Below are 16,878 nucleotides of genomic sequence, written 5' to 3'. Positions count from 1 at the left end.
TGTTTGGCGCCTTCACCCACCAGCACCATGACCGCCAGCCAGATGGGCAGGTAGGTCATCCATTCATCGCGGCCGATGGATTCGCCCAGCAAGAGCGCGACGCCCACCAGCAGCACCGGCTCCACGTAGCTCAGCAAACCGAACACGCTGAACGCCAGCAGCCGGCTGGCGCGAATGTAGCTGACCAACGCCAACGCACTGATCGCTCCCAGTACCGGAATCAGCCCGTATAAGCGTGGGAATTGCTGGACCACCGACGGGTTGCCCTGACAGATGAACAGCACGGCAACGGGCAGAATCAGCAGCATGTCCCACCACAGACCGCCAAGGTTGTCGGTCTTGAGCTTGCGCCGCAGCACGAAGTACAGCGGATAGCCCAGGCACACCAGCAGCGTTTCCCAGGAAAAGCTGCCCAGGCGCAGCAGTTCGTTGCCGACACCGACCAGCGCGCAACAGGCGGCGATTTTCTGCAGGTGCGACAGGTGCTCCCCGTACACCACGCGCCCGGTGAGGATCATGGTCAGCGGCAGCAGAAAATAACCCAGCGATACCTCAAGACTGCGGCCGTGCAGCGGGGCCCACATGAACAGCCACAACTGCGCGCCCATCAGCGTCGCCGACAGCGCCATGCCGGCCAGCAGCGCCGGCGTCTGGCGCACCCGGACGGCGAGGGCGCGGGTGAGTTTCCAGTCTCCGCTGGAGAGCATGAAGAGCGTCACGCAGGGCAGGGTCAGCAGCATGCGCCAACCAAAGATTTCTTCACCGCTCAAAGGGGTGAGCAATGAGGTGTAGTAGTACATGACCGCGAACAGGCAGGAGGCCATGACCGATAACGCAACGCCCTTGTACACAGGGGCTCCTTGTTTTCGATTCATCAGGATTGAGGTGCAGGAATGCTTTGATCGGCGGGCTCTGGCGGCGCGCTCGATGAATCCGAGCAGGGTGAACGGCGCAGAGTTTATCCGAGGTGGTGCGGGCGGTCCGCAGCAATCTGGTAAACCGCAGGTGAGCTGGCAGTAAACGATGCACGTTTGGCAGAGAACGAGACCGCGTGCTGATTGAGCCAATATGCCGCGTCGCTCAGACTTCTCTTCAACGCGCCACACCGGTGCGGCCGCTGGAGAGACACCCTGATGACTCAATCAATCGCCGGTATCAAGATCCCCGACAGCGCGCTCGCCCGCGCCACCACCGAGTACATCCGCGAGCAGGAGGATGACCTGCTGTTCAATCACTCGCGCCGGGTCTTTTTGTGGGGGGCGCTGACCGGCGAGCGCAAGGGGCTGGCCTACGATGCCGAACAACTCTACGTCGGCGCGATGTTTCATGACTTGGGTCTGGTGGAGCAGCATCGCAGTGCCGATCTGCGTTTTGAAGTGGATTCGGCTAACGCGGCGCGGGCGTTCATGACGCCGTTCGGGTTGTCCGAGGGCGACATCGAGCAGGTCTGGTTGTCGATTGCGTTGCACACCACGCCTGGGGTGCCTGAGCATCTGCGGCCGAACGTGGCGCTGGTCACGGCGGGGGTCGAGATGGATGTGCTGGGCATCAGTTATGCGCAGTTCAGCGATGAGCAACGTGAGGTTGTGACCCATGCTCATCCGCGCGGTGAAGGGTTTAAGGAGTGTATTTTGTGCGCCTTTGCCAATGGCTTTCGGCACAAGCCTGATACTACGTTTGGTACCGTGAATGCCGATGTGTTGGTGGATGAGGATCCGACGTTCAAGCCGCTGAATTTTGTGGAGATCATTCGGCAGTCGCCTTGGAAAGGGTGATCAAGATCAAGGGCGTCGGCCTAACGGTCTCGGGTTTCGCCTTCGGCGAGTTACTTTTAAAAAGCACTAAAAGTAACCAAAAGTGCCTGCTCTCGGTTTGGCCCTTCCTTCGTCAGGGTTCCTTCACTCCGGTCTCGCTCCGTGGGCCCGCCGCCATCCGCCATCCATGGCGGGGGGCGGCTCTCGCGGCATCCATGCCGCTCGGCCCACTCCGCGAGACCTGCGTTCAGCCTGCACCCAAGTCGCGATTGGCGGTGTACGAGCCTTTTGCGTATGAAGATCAAAAGCAGATCACAAGCAGAGCACGAATAGATCACGAGCAGATCACAAGCAGATCACAAGCAGAGCAACAGCTTCCCGGCTAAAGCCGGTCCCACTGAACACCGCGTTTTTCTGCGGTTGAAGCCGGGCCCACTCAGACCGTTGATCGTGCCCACGCTCTGCGTGGGCATGCATCTCAGGGCGCTCTGCGTCCATTCCCGGCTAACACCGGTCCCACTGGCTGCACGCGCTGCTGTCAGTGGGACCGGCTTTGGCTGCACGCGTTGCTGTCAGTGGGACCGGCTTTAGCCGGGAAGGGGCCGGTTTGGGCGCCATGAATTCTGCGGCCCACCGCTCGAGGTGATCGTTCCCACGCTCCGCGCGGGCATGCATCCTTTGGCGCTCCGCGCCTGGGTCTGGGAGATAGATTGAGGCTTTTCTGAGGCCGTTTCCTTCAACATCCCTTCTTCGGCATTGTTTCAAGCTTTGTTAGGCTGGTCCCGTAGCGGCCTATGACGGGCCGCTGTTTTCAAGGGAGCGGCAATGACCTCCATCAGCACCGCAGCGCCCGTGGTACCGGGGCGACTGGAGCAGTTTTCGACACGTATCGCCTTCTTCGTCACCGGTTTCAGCATCTCCGCCTGGGCGCCACTGGTGCCTTATGCAAAAAGTCGTCTGGGTCTGGACGACGCCGGCCTGGGGCTGTTGCTGCTGTGTTTGGGCATCGGCTCGATCGTTTCCATGCCGTTGGCCGGGGCGATGACCGTGCGCTATGGCTGTCGGCGCTTGATTGCGGTGACGGGCGTCATCGCCTGTGTGTGCCTGCCATTGCTGGCCACACTCACCTCCGCTCCACTGATGGTCGCCACACTCTTTATCTACGGCGCCAGCATGGGCGCGTTGGGTTGTGTGACCAATATTCAGGCGATCATCGTTGAGCGGGCCAGCGGCAAGACCATGATGTCGGGGTTTCACGGCCTGTTCAGTTGTGGCGGGATTCTCGGCGCGGCAGGGGTGTCGGCGTTATTGAGTGTCGGGGTCTGGCCGTGGCTGGCGATGGCCTTCGTTGCGCTGTTCATTGCCTTCGCGCTGTACAAGGCGGCGCCCCATTTGTTGCCCTACGGCAGCGAAGCGGGAGGACCGGCGTTTGCAATCCCTCGTGGCGTGGTGCTGTTCATCGGCCTGATGTGCTTCACGGTTTTTCTCACCGAAGGCGCCATGCTCGACTGGAGCGCGGTGTTCCTCAGCGCCCAGCGCGGCGTCGAGCCATCCTACGCGGGCTTCGGCTATGCCGTGTTCGCCCTGGCCATGGCAATCGGGCGCCTGTGCGGCGATCCCATCGTCCGGCGTCTTGGCGTGCACAAAATCATCTTGTTTGGCGGGCTGTGCGCGGCGGCCGGTATGACCGTCGCCACGTTGATTCCGGTCTGGCAGGCGGCGCTGTGCGGGTACGCGCTGGTGGGCATCGGCTGCTCCAACATCGTGCCGGTGTTCTACAGCGCAGTCGGCCGGCAGACAACCATGCCCGAGAACGTTGCAGTGCCGGCGATCACCACGCTGGGCTACATCGGCATTCTGATGGGGCCGGCCGGGATCGGTTTCGTTGCCCACCTCAGCAGCCTCGGCGCGGCGTTCATGATCATCGCCGTGCTGCTGCTGGGTGTGGCCGTCAGCGGTCGGTTCTTGCGGGTCTGATGGTTATCGCCGATTGACGCGTTTGTGCCGCAGCGCGTCTGCCCGCAACAGGCTCAGGCGCCTGCCGGGGATCAGCTCGGCATCATCGCAAAGCCCACGCCGAAGCGGTTCCAGGCGTTGATGGTGGCGGCGGCCAGCGTGATGTTGACCACCTCGGCCTCGCTGTAATGCTTGAGCAGCGCTTCGTACTGATGCTGCGGAGCGCGATGCACGGGCAGCAGGGTCAGGCTTTCGACCCAGGCAAGTACGACTTTTTCCTTTTCGGTGAAGAATTCGGTTTCCTCCCACACGCTGAGGGTCTGCAGGCGGGACTCGGTTTCGCCGGCCTTGCGCGCATCGTTGGCGTGCATGTTGACGCAGTAGGCGCAGCCGTTGAGTTGCGAGGCACGCAGACGGATCAGCTCCAGCAGCGAATGATCCAGCCCGGATTTGCTCAGCGCAGTTTCCAGGCCGACCATGGCTTTGTAAGCTTCAGGCGATTTTTGGGCCCAGGCAATTCGGTTGTGCATGATGGGTTCTCTCTTCAAGTGGCCGGCGGAAGCCGCTGGACGTGGCGAGATGTTACGCCCGCGTTGCCCAAGGCCAGATAGCCAATCAAAGAGGTTTACCGGAGACCAATCGCGCCGCTATCGATCAGCAGCGCAGTGCCGCGGGCGGGTAATCACCCGCTCGCGAACGTGGTCGTAAGCCATGTTGAACAGCATCGTATACGGCAGAAACAACAGCAGCAGGCCGATGTCGAGCACAAACGCTTCCAGCAGACTGACCGACAGCCACCACGCCACCATCGGCACCACCATAAACACCAACCCCACCTCAAAGCTGATGGCATGCAGCGCCCGGGCCTTGAGACTCATGGCGAAACCGAACCGGGCGCGCAGGCGATCGAAGCCCGCGTTGAACACCATGTTCCAGAGCATGGCCACCGTGGAGATCATCACCGTCATCGCGCCCATCTTGCCAATGGACTGGCCGAGTACCCAGGCCAGCCCGGGTGCAAACATCAGGACGCCGATGAGTTCGAACAGCAACGCATGCAGCGCGCGCTCTTTCACGGATTTTGGGGCCACGACCGACTTTGCGGGCTTGTTGGGCGAGAGGGTGTGCAGAGGCATGAAGGTCATCACTGTGCGACGGGCAGGGGTGCATTGTCGGCGCGTGATGGTCTAGAGTGAAAATCGGTCCCATCGGAAAAACCGATGGCGACGTCCCCCTTGTTTAAAGGTGTTCCTGTGAGCTATTCCCCCGAAGCCCTTGAGGCCTTCGCGCAGACCATCGCACTGGGTTCGTTCAGCGCAGCCGCGCGGCGTTTGGGCAAAAGCCAGTCAACCATCAGTGAGGCCATTTCACGGCTGGAGATCGATCTAGGCCTTGAACTGTTCGACCGCTCGACCCGCCATCCGGCGTTGACCGAAGCGGGCAGGGCGCTGGAAGGCCGCATCGAGGATGTGCTCGCAGCGTCCGATACGTTGCGTCGTGCGGCCGGGCGTCTGGCTGAGGGCATGGAGCCGCGCCTGACGCTGGTGCTGTCGGACGCCAACCAGTTCGCTGAATTTCAGGCGCGCATGACCGAACTCGATCAGCGCTTTCCGGAGCTGGAACTGGAGTGTGTGTTCGCCGAACACGGCGACGCGATCAACCTGATCCAGACCGGTCGGGCGTCGTTGGGCCTGCTGTCGGCCCAGGCCTCGTATCCGCCGGAAGTCGGCTACGCGACCATCGTCGAGCGCGCCGACTTCGGAATCTTCGTTTCCCACGCGCATCCGCTGGCCGCCGAAGTGGCCGTTGACTACCGTCATCTCGCGCAGCATCGCGCGTTGCGCCTGAACACCATCGTTGACGAGAGCGTGCCCACCGACGACCTGCCCAGCGGTGCGCGACGCAGCTGGTCGGCGCCCAATTACCTGCTGCTGATGGACATGGCGATCTTCGGATTCGGCTGGTCGGCGCTGCCGCGCTGGCTGGTGAGCACGTGCGGCCAGGGCCGGTTGAAGGAACTCAAGGTCCCGGGCTGGCCGCGCAGCTCGGCGGTCGACGTGATCTGGTCCCGGCAAAAAAGCCTGGGCCCGGCGGGGACGTGGTTGCTTGATACGTTGCTGGAGGGCCGGGGCGGGTATTGAAAACGGCTGCATCCAACGTCGCAGTAACGCCAAGGCGTATACCTTAGCGGAGCGTTATGGCTTGAAACGCACCAACTTGCGGCCGCAACCGCGTCATGTAGGAGCGTGGCTTGTCCCGCGATCTGCCGCTCAGCGGCAGCAAATGGTCACTCAGACTGGTCAGGCGATTTCGGTGCCAGTCATCACGGCGACTGCGTCCCCGATCGCGTGACAAGCCACGCTCCTACCGTTACAGGTCCGGACTTCCTTCCGACACAAACCCCGCCGGCATTTCCTTGGCGAATGCCGCCACGGCCTCGCGGGCCAGGTCGACGATGTCCTCGACCAGGTCCATCCCCGCCCCGGTGCGCCAGCTGGCGACGATGTCCATCAACGGCGGCAGCGGGACGTTTTCGATCAGCGTCAATACGCCCTGAGCCAGCTCGCCGTGCACCAGCGTCACCGGCAGCGCGCCGATGCCGAAGCCGTCGCGCACCAGTCGGGTGATGGCCGAGGCAGAGTTCACGCAATTGATTCGAGGGGTGACGATGTTGGCGGTGTGCAGCAGGTTGAGGATGTCCTGGTGCGGTCGCGAGTTGCGCGAGAACGTGACGATGCGCGCCTCGGCGATCTCTTCCAGGGTCACGTCCGGGCGGTCGAAGGACGAACCCGCCGGCACCACCCAGCGCAGGGGATAGCGTGCCAGCACCGCGTTGCGCACGTTGTCGAAGCGCAAGACGTCGGTCTGAAAAATAATATCCTGATAACCCTTTTCCAGCTGCGAGCAGAGGTTGCTGGCGGTCTCGGCGGTGAGCTCGATCTCCAGATTCGGGTAACACTTCATCAGGCGTGTTACCAAGGGGCTGAGCCAGGTGTGTATCACCGTATCCATGGCGCCGATGCGGATTCGACCCCGAACCTGGCTTGGGTCTTTGACTGCCGCCTTCATGCTTTGCATCGTGTCCATGATGTGCTCGGCGTATTCGAGCACGCGCATACCCTCGGGGGTCAGCGACACGCCTTTGGAATCCCGGACAAACAGCCGCACGCCCATTTCATCCTCCAGCGCGGCGATGCGGCTTGAGATGGAGGCCTGTGTGCTGAACAGTTTTTCTGCGGTCAGGCGAAAGCTTTTCAGCCGCGCGACCCAGACGAAGGTTTCCAGAAATTTGAGGTTCACCGAGGGATTTCCTTGAACAATTGAGCGCCGGCTGGCGTTCCGTGTGACCTGATGCAGACATCCCGTGACCGGCACGACCTGTGCAGACTGCCGACGTGGACAGCAGGTTGCATGCCACTCCGCCAACAGAAAATTTTATGGGCCATAGCGGGTTTTTCCCGTTGGACGCCTCGCCAGTGACTGCGGTGCCATGGGGCTGCGGCACTGTGCCTCCGTTGAGCCTCGGCGCTGCAACCGGCTCGTTTCCCGAACATGCTACTGATTCGTGCACCAGCAAGGTACCGCCACCGCCAACGAGAACCTCATCATGCAAACCGCTATCAACCTCTGGCCGCTGCTTGGCGTGCTGGTCATCGTTCTGGGCTTCGTCCTGCGCCTCAATCCCATGCTGGTCGTGGCACTCGCTGCTTTGACCACCGGCCTTGCGGCCAGTATGCCGCTGGAGACCCTTCTGGCGACCATCGGCAGCGGCTTCATCAAAACCCGCACGCTGCCGCTGATCATCCTCTTGCCGCTGGCGGTGATCGGCGTGCTCGAACGCCACGGCCTGCGTCTGCATGCGCAGAACTGGATTGCCCGGTTCACCGGCGCCACGGCCGGACGCCTGCTGATTGCCTACCTGTTCGTTCGGGAGACCACCGCTGCGCTGGGCCTGACCAGCCTGGGCGGCCATCCGCAGATGGTCCGGCCGCTGCTGGCGCCCATGGCTGAAGGCGCGGCTGAATCGCGCTTCGGCAAGCTGCCCGAAGCGTTGCGTACCAAGCTGTTGTCATTGTGCGCGGCGACGGACAACGTCGGGCTGTTCTTCGGCGAAGACATCTTCGTGGCGTTCGGTGCGATTGCGCTGATGCACACCTTCCTGCTGGGCTCGGGCATTGACGTTGACCCCATGCACATCGCCTTCTGGGGGATCCCGACGGCGATTTGCGCCTTTGTCATTCACGCCATTCGCCTGCACCGATTCGATCAGCGCCTGAACCGCGAGCTGACGGTGCTGCCGCCGGGCTCGGCTGTCGACAAGGAGCTGGCGCCATGATCATTTCCATTCAATACCTTTACTGGCTGGCGGGCGTGATTCTGGCGATCACGTCGTTCATGACCACGATCGACCGCAGCAATCCCAAACGCTGGACCACGGGGTTGTTCTGGGGCCTGTTCGCCATCGCGTTTCTGGTGGGCGAGAAGCTGCCACCGGTCTGGGTGGGTGTTGGCGTCATCGCCATGGCCGTGATCGCCGGGTTCGGCGGCGTGGGTTTCGGCCGGCATGAAAACCTTAATGATCAGGCGCGGCGCGCCAGTGCAGGGCGCCTGAAGAACAAACTGTTCATCCCGGCCTTGGCGATTCCGCTGGTGACGGTGATTGGCGCGGTGCTGCTGAAGAACATCAAGTTCGGTGACGTGTTCCTGCTGGACCCGGCCAACAGCACATTCGTGTCACTGGGCATTGGCAGTCTGGTGGCCCTGGCCCTGGCCTGCTGGCTGACCCGCGATACGCCGGTGCAGGCCATGCGCGAGTCGCGGCGTCTGACCGAAGCATTGGGTTGGGCGCTGGTGCTGCCACAGATGCTGGCGATGCTGGGCCTGGTGTTCAACGACGCAGGCGTTGGTAAAGCCGTGGCGCACCTGGCGACGGCGTACATCAACCTGGATTTTCGCCTCGTCGCGGTGATGGTGTACGTACTCGGGATGGCGCTGTTCACCATCGTCATGGGCAACGGTTTTGCCGCGTTTCCGGTCATGACCGGCGGAATCGGCGTGCCGGTTTTGGTGGGCATGTATGGCGCCAACCCTGCGGTCATGGCCGCCATCGGCATGTTCTCGGGCTACTGCGGCACGTTGATGACGCCCATGGCGGCCAACTACAACCTGATTCCGGCGGCCTTGCTGGAACTGCCCGACAAGTACGCGGTGATCAAGGCCCAGATACCCACGGCGCTGGCGATGCTGGTGGCGAATATTGTGCTGCTGTATTTCCTGATGTAGCTAGCTCATTTCCTGATGCAATTGCAGCGCCTGGACTGACGCTTTCGCGGGCAAGCGCGGTCCTACAGTTGATTGCGGTCCTCTGTAGGAGCGTGGCTTGTCCCGCGATCTGGCGCGAAGCGCCAGCAAAATACCTGCCTGTTCACAACGCACTCCCTCCCGCCCGCGCTTCACCCACTCCCTTCATCACGCAATAAATTTCCTCATCGCAAACGTTTGCGCGAATCCATGGTCTGTACGACCAGTGCCCGCAATCCCTCTGTTTCAGGCATTCCAACCCGCTTGCGGGGAACGACATGTGCGCTACGCACCAAGCCGCATGTCCCCCTTGCAAGAAATAGGTTGAATAGTCACACAAAATGTTATTTAAATAACAAAAATAAAGCCGCGTCGGTGGCTCATCTTCCGGGCCCAGCGGGTGAACAAGGTACTCACACACATGAACAAGATCGCGGTCATCGGCAGCAACATGGTGGATTTGATCACCTACATCGACCGGATGCCGGCGCAGGGCGAGACCCTCGAAGCACCGAATTTCGCCATGGGTTGCGGTGGCAAGGGCGCCAATCAGGCGGTGGCGGCGGCCAAGCTGGGCGCTGAAGTGTTGATGCTGAGCAAGGTCGGCGACGACATGTTTGCCGACAACACCCTGGCCAATTTCAAGCGTTACGGTATCGACACCCAGTTCGTCCAGCGCGTCGCCGGGGTTTCCAGTGGCGTGGCGCCGATCTTTGTGCAGAGCGATTCGCACAACAGCATCCTCATCGTCAAAGGCGCCAATGCGCACCTGAAACCTGCGGACATCGACGCTGCCCAGGCCGCCTTGCGCGACTGCGCACTGATCGTGCTGCAACTGGAAATCGAACTGGAAACGGTCTACCACGCCATTGATTTCGCCAAGGCCAACGGCATTCCAGTGCTGCTCAATCCCGCACCTGCGGTGAAGGGCCTGAGCCGCGAGCACCTGTCGCAGCTGGATTTCTTCGTCCCCAACGAAACCGAACTGGCGCTGGTCACCGGGCTCGTCATCGACTCGGTGGATTCGGCCCGTGCGGCCGCTCTGCAACTGGTGCAGGACGGGATTCGCCACGTCATCGTCACCCTCGGTGAAAAAGGCGCGTTGTACGTCGGCGAAGAAGGCGAGTTCCGCGTCGAAGGCATCAAGGTCGATGCCCGCGACACCACAGGCGCCGGCGATGCGTTCATCGGTTGCTTTGCTCGCCACTGGAGCGAAGACGGCGACATGCGCAACGCCATGACCCGCGCGGTGGCGTATTCAGCCTGCTCGGTCACCGGCCTGGGCACCCAGAGTTCCTACCCGGACGCTGCCGCGTTCAGTCACTTCCTAGACACCCTTTGAGCCGCCGCGCCTTGCCGATCGCCTGATCGGCAGGGCGGGGTATTTCCTGTACTTCCCGGAGAACAACAATGACAAAGCCCGCGCTCCAACAATCACCGGACGGGTTCTACCTGAACCGCACGCCGTGGTTCGCCTTCCTGCTGCTGTGCTGCTGCTTCGCGCTGTGGGCTGCGGCCGCGAGCATGAACGACGTGCTCATCGCGCACTTCAAGAAAGCCTTCCTGCTCAGCGATGTGCAGACGTCCTTCGTGCAGTCGGCGTTCTATCTCGGTTACTTCTTCGTGGCGATTCCAGCGGCGATGGTCGTCAGGCGTTTCAGCTACAAGACCACCATCCTCATCGGTCTGGTGCTGTACATGGCCGGCTGTTCGCTGTTCTTCCCGGCGGCATCGATGGCCAAATACGGCATGTTCCTGATGGCGCTGTTCGTCATCGCGGCTGGCCTGGCGTTCCTCGAAACCGCCTGCAACACCTACTCGACGCTGATGGGGCCGCGTGAAACCGGGACCCGCCGCCTGAACATTTCCCAGACATTCCACCCGTTCGGTGCAATGACGGGCGTGTACGTCGGCAGCTTCGTGATGTTCAAGGACACCGACGCCACCCGCGAGCAACTGACGCAGATGAGCGCTTCGGAAGCCGCGGTCCAGCAATTGCAAATGATCCAGTCAACGCTGCTGCCGTACAAATGGATGATCGCAGTGCTGGTTCTGATGTTCGTGCTGATCGCCTTCACCAAGTTCCCAGCGTGCAAGGGCGTGGTGCAGGCCCATGTGAAATCGAGCAGCATCGGTCAGAGCCTGTCGCGTCTGTGGCGCAACCCGCGCTTCACGTTCGGCGTGCTGGCGCAGTTCCTGTATGTCGGCGCGCAAGTCGGCGTGTGGAGTTTCACCATTCGCCTGGCGATGCAGATGGGCGGGATGAACGAGCGCAGCGCCTCGTGGTTCCTGCTGACCACCTTCGCCGCGTACTTCGTTGGCAAGATGGTCGCCAACCTGCTGATGCGCAAAATGTCTCCTGCCAAGGTGCTGGCGATCTATGGCGTGCTGACCATTGTGTTGCTGGCCTACACGATTCTGGTGCCGAACATCAGCGCGGTCTATGCGGCCGTTGGTGTGAGCATTTTCCTGGGCCCCTGCTGGCCGACCATTTATGGCCTGACCATCGACGGTCTGGGTGAAGACACCGGCGTCGGCGGTTCGCTGCTGGTGATGAGTATTGTCGGCGGCGGCGTGATGCCGATCTTCCAGGGCCTGCTCTCCGATGCGACCCACGGCAACATGCAGATCGCCTACACGGTGCCGCTGCTGTGCTTCGTGGTGATCGTCGCCTACGCCATCAAATGCATGCGTGATCCGCTGGCCGCCAACGCACCGGCTGGCGCGGTGACAGCCTCATGATTACGACCGAAAAGCGCACCACGATCTCGCTGTACCCCGAGCTGTTCAGCGCTGCTGAAAAGACGCTGCTGGAGTCCGCTGATTTCCGCGTGCTGGCCTGGACCTATCCCAGCGGCGTAAAAGCCCTGGCGCTGGAAAACAATCGCGGGCGCGTCGTGGTGCTGCCGTATCAGGGGCAAATGATCTGGTCGGCGCTGTTCGATGGCTGCGACCTGACCATGCGCAACATGTTCGAGCAGCCGCGCCCGAGTCCGACGGTGATCGGCACCTATGGTTGCTTCATGTTCCACAGCGGGCTGTTGCGCAACGGCTGCCCCACGCCGCAAGACGACCACCCGCTGCACGGCGAAATGCCGTGCGCGGCGATGGACAGCGCCTGGCTGGAGGTCGGCGAAGACGCTGCCGGCGCGTTTCTGCGCATTGGCGGCGAATACGAATACGTGATGGGGTTTGGCGACCACTATCGCGCCAGGCCGAGCGTGACCTTGCGGCCGGACTCGGCGCTGTTCGACATCGGCATGGACGTACGCAATCTGGCGGGCAAGCCGATGGACCTGATGTACATGGCCCACATGAATTACGCCTACGTCGAAGGAGGGCGTTTCGTCGAGCCCTTGGGCATGACGCGCACGCGGGTGCGCAGCAGCGTTCCTGCCCACGTAAAGCCGACGCCGGCGTGGTCGGCGTACATGGCCGAGCTGACGGAAGATCCTTCGCGGCTGGAAAGCCTGAGCACGCCAGCGTTGTACGACCCGGAGATCGTCTGCTTCTTTGAGGGTGTGCAGGCGGACGACCAGGGCCATGCTCACTTCCTGCTCAAGCATCCCGAGGGTCCGGCGTTTTACACGCGCTACCAGCCGGCACAGTTCGATCATGCGGCGCGCTGGATTCTGCACAACGCCGATCAGCAGGTGGCCGCCTTTGTGCTGCCTGCGACCTGCGAGCCCGAGGGCTATCTGGCGGAACAGGCCAAAGGCAATGTCCGCCAGCTTGGGGCAGGGGAGAGCGCGTCGTTCAGCGTCACGACGGGGTATCTGGGCGCTGAAGAAGTGCGGCAGCTTGAAGGGGATTTGAAACGCTGACGGCCTTTTCGCTCGCCCAGATATCGACTGGGTGCGCGGTCCCTGTAGGAGCTGCTGGAGGTTACGACAGTGGCGAACGCGGTGGGTCAGCTGCGCACCCGCTTGCAGACCGATCGCTTTCGCCAGCAAGCTGGCGCCACCCCGGCGGCTCCTACGGATCCGGCGTTTGTTGCCGCCGGAGCAGCGAACCTTAGGATGAGTTGCTTACACCACCCACCGCGCCCCGTACCCCTCAATCAGGTCGCGGTACGCCTTGGGCAGCTTCTTGTCGCTCACCACTACATGAAAGTCCTGCAACGTGGCGAAGTGGGCGGTCCGCACGGCGTCGAACTTTGAATGATCGGCCAGCAACATGCAGTGCCGGGCCTGACGCAAAACCTTTTGCTTCACCTCGACTTCGTTGAAGTTAAAGCAGGTCACGCCCAGCGTGTCGCTGACGCCGGCCGCCGAAACGAACGCCCAGGTCAGGCGGATGCCATCCAGAATCGTGGCTTCGCTGTGGTGTTCAAAGACCTGATTCTTGCGATGAAAGGTGCCGCCGCACACGACGATGGAGCAGTTGGGCTTCTGCTGCAGCTTGAGCAAGACGTTGAGCGAGTTGCACACGGCGGTGAATTCCAGCTCGTCCGGAATGAAGTCGATGACGAAAGGGATCGTCGTGCCGCAGTCGAAAAACACCGTGTCGCCGGGTTGAATGAACGCCGCAGCCAGCTTGCCGACGCGCCGCTTTTCCTCGACGTGGCGGGTGCCTTGCTCGGTGACCTTGTAATCACTGGCCTCGGCCGGATCGAACGCCAGGGTGATGTGCCCGCCCAGCAAATGAAATTTGTCGGGGTGCCGGGTCAGGTCGCGCCGCAGCGTCATCTCCGAAACGTCCAACAGGGCGGCCATTTCCTTCAAGTGAATGGCCTTCTGGTCTTGCAGGGCTTGCTGGATAAGCTTGATACGGTCGGATTTTTTACTGTCCACGGGCATTCCGATTGTCGAATGGATATGGTAAAAAAATAACATTCATTGTTATATTTACAACATAAAATGATGCGCTCAGGCATGAAGCTTAAAGCGTGTCGCTTGTGACCGCTTCACTATCAGGAAACGATTGACCATGAAGATCGAACCCGCAGCACTCGCACAGTACATCGACCACACCTTGTTGGTCGCCGACGCCAGCCGCGACCAGATCGCGACCCTGTGCCGCGAGGCGCAAGAACACGGATTCTATTCGGTGTGCGTGAACTCTGGCCAGGTGCCGTATGCCGCGTCCTTGCTGGCCGGCGAAGCCGTGAAGGTCTGCGCCGTGGTCGGCTTTCCGCTGGGTGCCGGGCTGAGCGACACCAAAGCGTTCGAAGCGAAGCAAGCCATCGCGGCCGGCGCGGGTGAGATCGACATGGTGCTGAACATCGGCTGGCTGAAGGACGGCCTGTTTGACGAAGTGCGCGATGACATCGCCGCCGTCAAAGACGCCTGTGGCGCGGTGCCGCTGAAAGTCATCTTTGAAACCTGCCTGCTGGATGAGGCGCAGAAAATCCGCGCCTCCGAATTGTGCCGTGACCTCGACGTGGCCTTCGTCAAGACCTCAACCGGCTTCAGCCGCAGCGGCGCGACCCTCGAAGACGTGGCCCTGATGCGCAAGGTTGTCGGCCAGGGCGTTGGTGTCAAAGCCTCCGGCGGCGTACGTGATTACGCGACGGCGGTGGCGATGATCGAAGCGGGGGCGACCCGACTGGGCACCAGCTCCGGCATCGCAATCGTCAGCGGCGCGGCGGCGTCGGGCTCGGGTTACTGATTCGGCCCGTCGGGCGGGGTTCGGTATCCCACCGTGTGGCGCCGTGGCCGACGTGGCGCGGGCCTTTCGGCAGAAGGCCTTTCGCCGAAAAGAACAGGACCGACCCCGCCAATGAATGGCAAACTGCCGGTGCATTCATTTTTTGCACCGGACGCCTTTCCCCATGCGAACTTTCTCCCTGGCGCGTCTCAAGGCCCGCTGGTTCTTCTGGCTGTGCATGCTGCTGATCGTCGTCGGTTTGCCGGTCGGTTGCGCGGCGTTGCAGCACACGGAACGTGAACTGGTCTTTATGATCGAGCCGGGCACGGCGAGCTGGTACCACGGCTTGCCGTCCGACGTTCAGGAGCTTGAGCTCAAGGCCCCGTCGTTCGGGCTCGCGCAGAACATTCATGCCTGGTGGTGGCCTTCGGACAAGAAGGACGCCCCGGCCATCCTCTATCTGCACGGCTCGCGCTGGAACCTCACCGGCCAGCTGTTCCGCATCGAACAACTGCGCGCGCTGGGCTTTTCCATCCTCGCCATCGACTACCGCGGCTTCGGTCAAAGCAAAGGCCAGTTGCCTTCGGAAGCCTCGGTGTACGAAGACGCGCGCGTGGCCTGGGAACGCTTGAAGCAGCTTCAACCCGATCCGCAGGAACGCCTGATCTACGGGCATTCCCTGGGCGGCGCCGTGGCTGTCGACCTCGCGGCTGAATTGGGCCGGGACGCGCAAGCAGGTGCCGAGCCGATCCAGGCACGTGGCCTGATCATCGAATCGACCTTCACCAATCTTGCCGACGTCGCGTCCTCGGTCGCCAGTAAACGCACGTCGTTGCCGGTGCGCTGGCTGATCTCGCAGAAATTCGACTCCATCGACAAGATCGCCGAGGTGCACATGCCGGTGCTGATCGTGCACGGCACGGCCGATCAGTTCGTCGCGCCGCGCTTCAGCGAAGAGCTGTTTCAGGCCGCGCAGGAGCCGAAAGGCTTGCTGATGGTGCCCGGCGGCAACCACAACAACAGCATGAACCTTGGCCGGCAGGCGTACAGCCAGGCGATTGAAAACCTGCTCAGCGAGAAGCCGCCGGCGGTGCACGCATCCAATGCATCCGCGGCGCTGCTCAAGCAAGCCGGTTAGCCCTTTTTGACCACGAGCCCGGTGTTCAACTGAGTACCGGCTGGACACTGCCGCGAGGCTGCGAGCGCTGCCAATGAAAACACCTGCAGATGACGCCCATCTGACTGCGTCCCCGCGAGACTGGGTGCTGCGCGCCGCGCCGTTGCCGCAGATCGAGCGAATCGAAGCTTATTTCCACGGGCACGGTTTCGAGATGCACCGCCACGACACCTATGCCATCGGCCACACCATGTCCGGGGTGCAGAGCTTTCAGTACGGCAAGGAGTTGGTGAACAACCTGCCCGGGCGGACGATGGTGCTGCACCCGGACGAGGCCCATGACGGTCACGCCGGAACCGAGGATGGTTTTCGCTACCGGATGTTCTACGTGGAACCGGCGATGATTCAGCAGGTGCTTGGCGGCAGGCCGCTGCCGTTCATAAGGGGGGGCGCGTCGAATGACCCGCGCCTGTTCCGGGCGACTCAGGCGCTCCTGTCCGATTTGAACGCTGCGCTGGATCCGCTGGAACTGGACGATGCGATCTACGACCTCGCCATCGCCCTGCAAGCGGCCGCCGGTGCGACAAGGGGCCGGCAGACCGTTAACTGCGCCGGCGCGCAACGTGCGCGGGAAATGCTCATGGCCAGTCTGGAGCAGGGCGTCAGCCTGACCGAGCTGGAGCAGGCCAGCGACACCGATCGCTGGCGCCTGTCGCGGGATTTTCGCGTGCTGTTCGGCACCACGCCGTATCGCTACCTGACCCTGCGCCGGCTGGACCTGGTGCGCCATTCGATCTCGTTGGGCGTGTCCCTGACTGACGCCTCGGTGATGGCAGGATTCTCCGACCAGAGCCACATGACGCGGCATTTCGTGAAGACCTTCGGCTATCCGCCGGGCCGCTGGTTGAAGATGTTGGGCGCGCGCCAGGCACTCACCCCATCACCGCGTTGACCTGGTGGGACCGGCTTCAGCCGGGAAGGCGTCGCGCGTCACACCCAAAAATGCATGGCGTACCCACCGGCCTCTTCCCGGCTGAAGCCGGTCCCACTATGAGTGCGCGGTGTTTCAGTAGGACTGGCTTTAGCCGGGGAAGCGTCGGGCGTCGCACCGTAAATGGATGGCGTACCCACCGGCCTCTTCCCGGCTGAAGCCGGTCCCAC

16 protein-coding genes are annotated in these 16,878 nt (G+C 62.1%); 11 read left to right on the top strand and 5 right to left on the bottom strand.

Annotated features, from left to right (window positions below; genetic code table 11):
• The coding region (gene rarD, locus VF672_RS13130) for an EamA family transporter RarD (protein WP_331105019.1) at nucleotides 1–851 on the bottom strand (851 nt) is incomplete at its 3' end.
• A 282-nt stretch (nucleotides 852–1,133) separates the two neighbouring features.
• Here rarD and VF672_RS13125 point away from each other — a divergent pair.
• Nucleotides 1,134–1,775 (top strand): HD domain-containing protein, encoded by a 642-nt coding sequence (locus VF672_RS13125; protein WP_331105020.1) that lies wholly within the window; start codon nucleotides 1,134–1,136, stop codon nucleotides 1,773–1,775.
• Between the two features lie 804 nt (nucleotides 1,776–2,579).
• Entirely contained in the window at nucleotides 2,580–3,731 is a 1,152-nt protein-coding gene (locus tag VF672_RS13120) for an MFS transporter (RefSeq protein ID WP_331105018.1), read from the top strand.
• A gap of 71 nt (nucleotides 3,732–3,802) precedes the next feature.
• Here the strand turns inward: VF672_RS13120 and VF672_RS13115 are convergent, their stop codons facing one another.
• Entirely contained in the window at nucleotides 3,803–4,240 is a 438-nt protein-coding gene (locus VF672_RS13115; protein WP_331105017.1) for a carboxymuconolactone decarboxylase family protein, read from the bottom strand.
• A 117-nt stretch (nucleotides 4,241–4,357) separates the two neighbouring features.
• The gene (locus tag VF672_RS13110; protein WP_331105016.1) at nucleotides 4,358–4,846 is read right to left on the bottom strand and encodes a multidrug/biocide efflux PACE transporter; all 489 of its coding nucleotides are present in this window, start codon (nucleotides 4,844–4,846) and stop codon (nucleotides 4,358–4,360) included.
• Between the two features lie 117 nt (nucleotides 4,847–4,963).
• Here VF672_RS13110 and VF672_RS13105 point away from each other — a divergent pair, with 117 nt between their 5' ends.
• Nucleotides 4,964–5,851, top strand: a complete 888-nt coding sequence (locus tag VF672_RS13105) for a LysR family transcriptional regulator (protein ID WP_331105015.1) — start codon at nucleotides 4,964–4,966, stop codon at nucleotides 5,849–5,851.
• A gap of 229 nt (nucleotides 5,852–6,080) precedes the next feature.
• On the opposite strand, the gene VF672_RS13100 is transcribed toward VF672_RS13105, so the two are convergent.
• The gene (locus VF672_RS13100; RefSeq protein ID WP_331105014.1) at nucleotides 6,081–7,010 is read right to left on the bottom strand and encodes a LysR family transcriptional regulator; all 930 of its coding nucleotides are present in this window, start codon (nucleotides 7,008–7,010) and stop codon (nucleotides 6,081–6,083) included.
• A 307-nt stretch (nucleotides 7,011–7,317) separates the two neighbouring features.
• Between VF672_RS13100 and VF672_RS13095 the strand changes: the two genes are divergently transcribed.
• The 5 genes from VF672_RS13095 to VF672_RS13075 all read left to right on the top strand — a co-directional run bounded on the left by VF672_RS13095 (nucleotide 7,318) and on the right by VF672_RS13075 (nucleotide 12,835).
• The gene (locus VF672_RS13095; RefSeq protein ID WP_331105013.1) at nucleotides 7,318–8,046 is read left to right on the top strand and encodes a DUF969 domain-containing protein; all 729 of its coding nucleotides are present in this window, start codon (nucleotides 7,318–7,320) and stop codon (nucleotides 8,044–8,046) included.
• Nucleotides 8,043–8,993, top strand: a complete 951-nt coding sequence (locus tag VF672_RS13090) for a DUF979 domain-containing protein (protein WP_331105012.1) — start codon at nucleotides 8,043–8,045, stop codon at nucleotides 8,991–8,993. Before VF672_RS13095 ends, VF672_RS13090 begins: the two co-directional genes overlap by 4 nt.
• 439 nt (nucleotides 8,994–9,432) lie before the next feature.
• A complete protein-coding gene (gene rbsK, locus VF672_RS13085) occupies nucleotides 9,433–10,353 on the top strand; it encodes a ribokinase (RefSeq protein WP_331105011.1) in 921 nt (306 codons plus the stop codon).
• Between the two features lie 68 nt (nucleotides 10,354–10,421).
• Nucleotides 10,422–11,753, top strand: coding sequence for an L-fucose:H+ symporter permease (fucP, locus tag VF672_RS13080; protein ID WP_331105010.1), 1,332 nt, complete (start codon nucleotides 10,422–10,424; stop codon nucleotides 11,751–11,753).
• The gene (locus VF672_RS13075; RefSeq protein ID WP_331105009.1) at nucleotides 11,750–12,835 is read left to right on the top strand and encodes an aldose 1-epimerase family protein; all 1,086 of its coding nucleotides are present in this window, start codon (nucleotides 11,750–11,752) and stop codon (nucleotides 12,833–12,835) included. The genes fucP and VF672_RS13075 overlap by 4 nt, the downstream gene beginning before the upstream one ends.
• 204 nt (nucleotides 12,836–13,039) lie before the next feature.
• On the opposite strand, the gene deoR is transcribed toward VF672_RS13075, so the two are convergent.
• Nucleotides 13,040–13,810 (bottom strand): DNA-binding transcriptional repressor DeoR, encoded by a 771-nt coding sequence (deoR, locus tag VF672_RS13070; RefSeq protein WP_331105008.1) that lies wholly within the window; start codon nucleotides 13,808–13,810, stop codon nucleotides 13,040–13,042.
• Between the two features lie 130 nt (nucleotides 13,811–13,940).
• On the opposite strand from deoR, the gene deoC reads away from it, so the two are divergent.
• The 3 genes from deoC to VF672_RS13055 all read left to right on the top strand — a co-directional run bounded on the left by deoC (nucleotide 13,941) and on the right by VF672_RS13055 (nucleotide 16,669).
• On the top strand, nucleotides 13,941–14,621 hold the full coding sequence (gene deoC / locus VF672_RS13065) for a deoxyribose-phosphate aldolase (RefSeq protein WP_331105007.1): 681 nt from the start codon (nucleotides 13,941–13,943) through the stop codon (nucleotides 14,619–14,621).
• A 163-nt stretch (nucleotides 14,622–14,784) separates the two neighbouring features.
• Nucleotides 14,785–15,738, top strand: a complete 954-nt coding sequence (locus VF672_RS13060; RefSeq protein WP_331105006.1) for an alpha/beta hydrolase — start codon at nucleotides 14,785–14,787, stop codon at nucleotides 15,736–15,738.
• 73 nt (nucleotides 15,739–15,811) lie between these two features.
• Nucleotides 15,812–16,669 (top strand): AraC family transcriptional regulator, encoded by an 858-nt coding sequence (locus tag VF672_RS13055; RefSeq protein ID WP_331105005.1) that lies wholly within the window; start codon nucleotides 15,812–15,814, stop codon nucleotides 16,667–16,669.
• Nucleotides 16,670–16,878 lie beyond the last annotated feature (209 nt).

This window comes from Pseudomonas sp., from assembly GCF_036387035.1.
Classification (GTDB): Bacteria; Pseudomonadota; Gammaproteobacteria; order Pseudomonadales; family Pseudomonadaceae; genus Aquipseudomonas.
The sequence above is the reverse complement of the archived record's forward strand: the minus strand, read 5'-3'. Positions and strand labels throughout refer to the sequence as shown.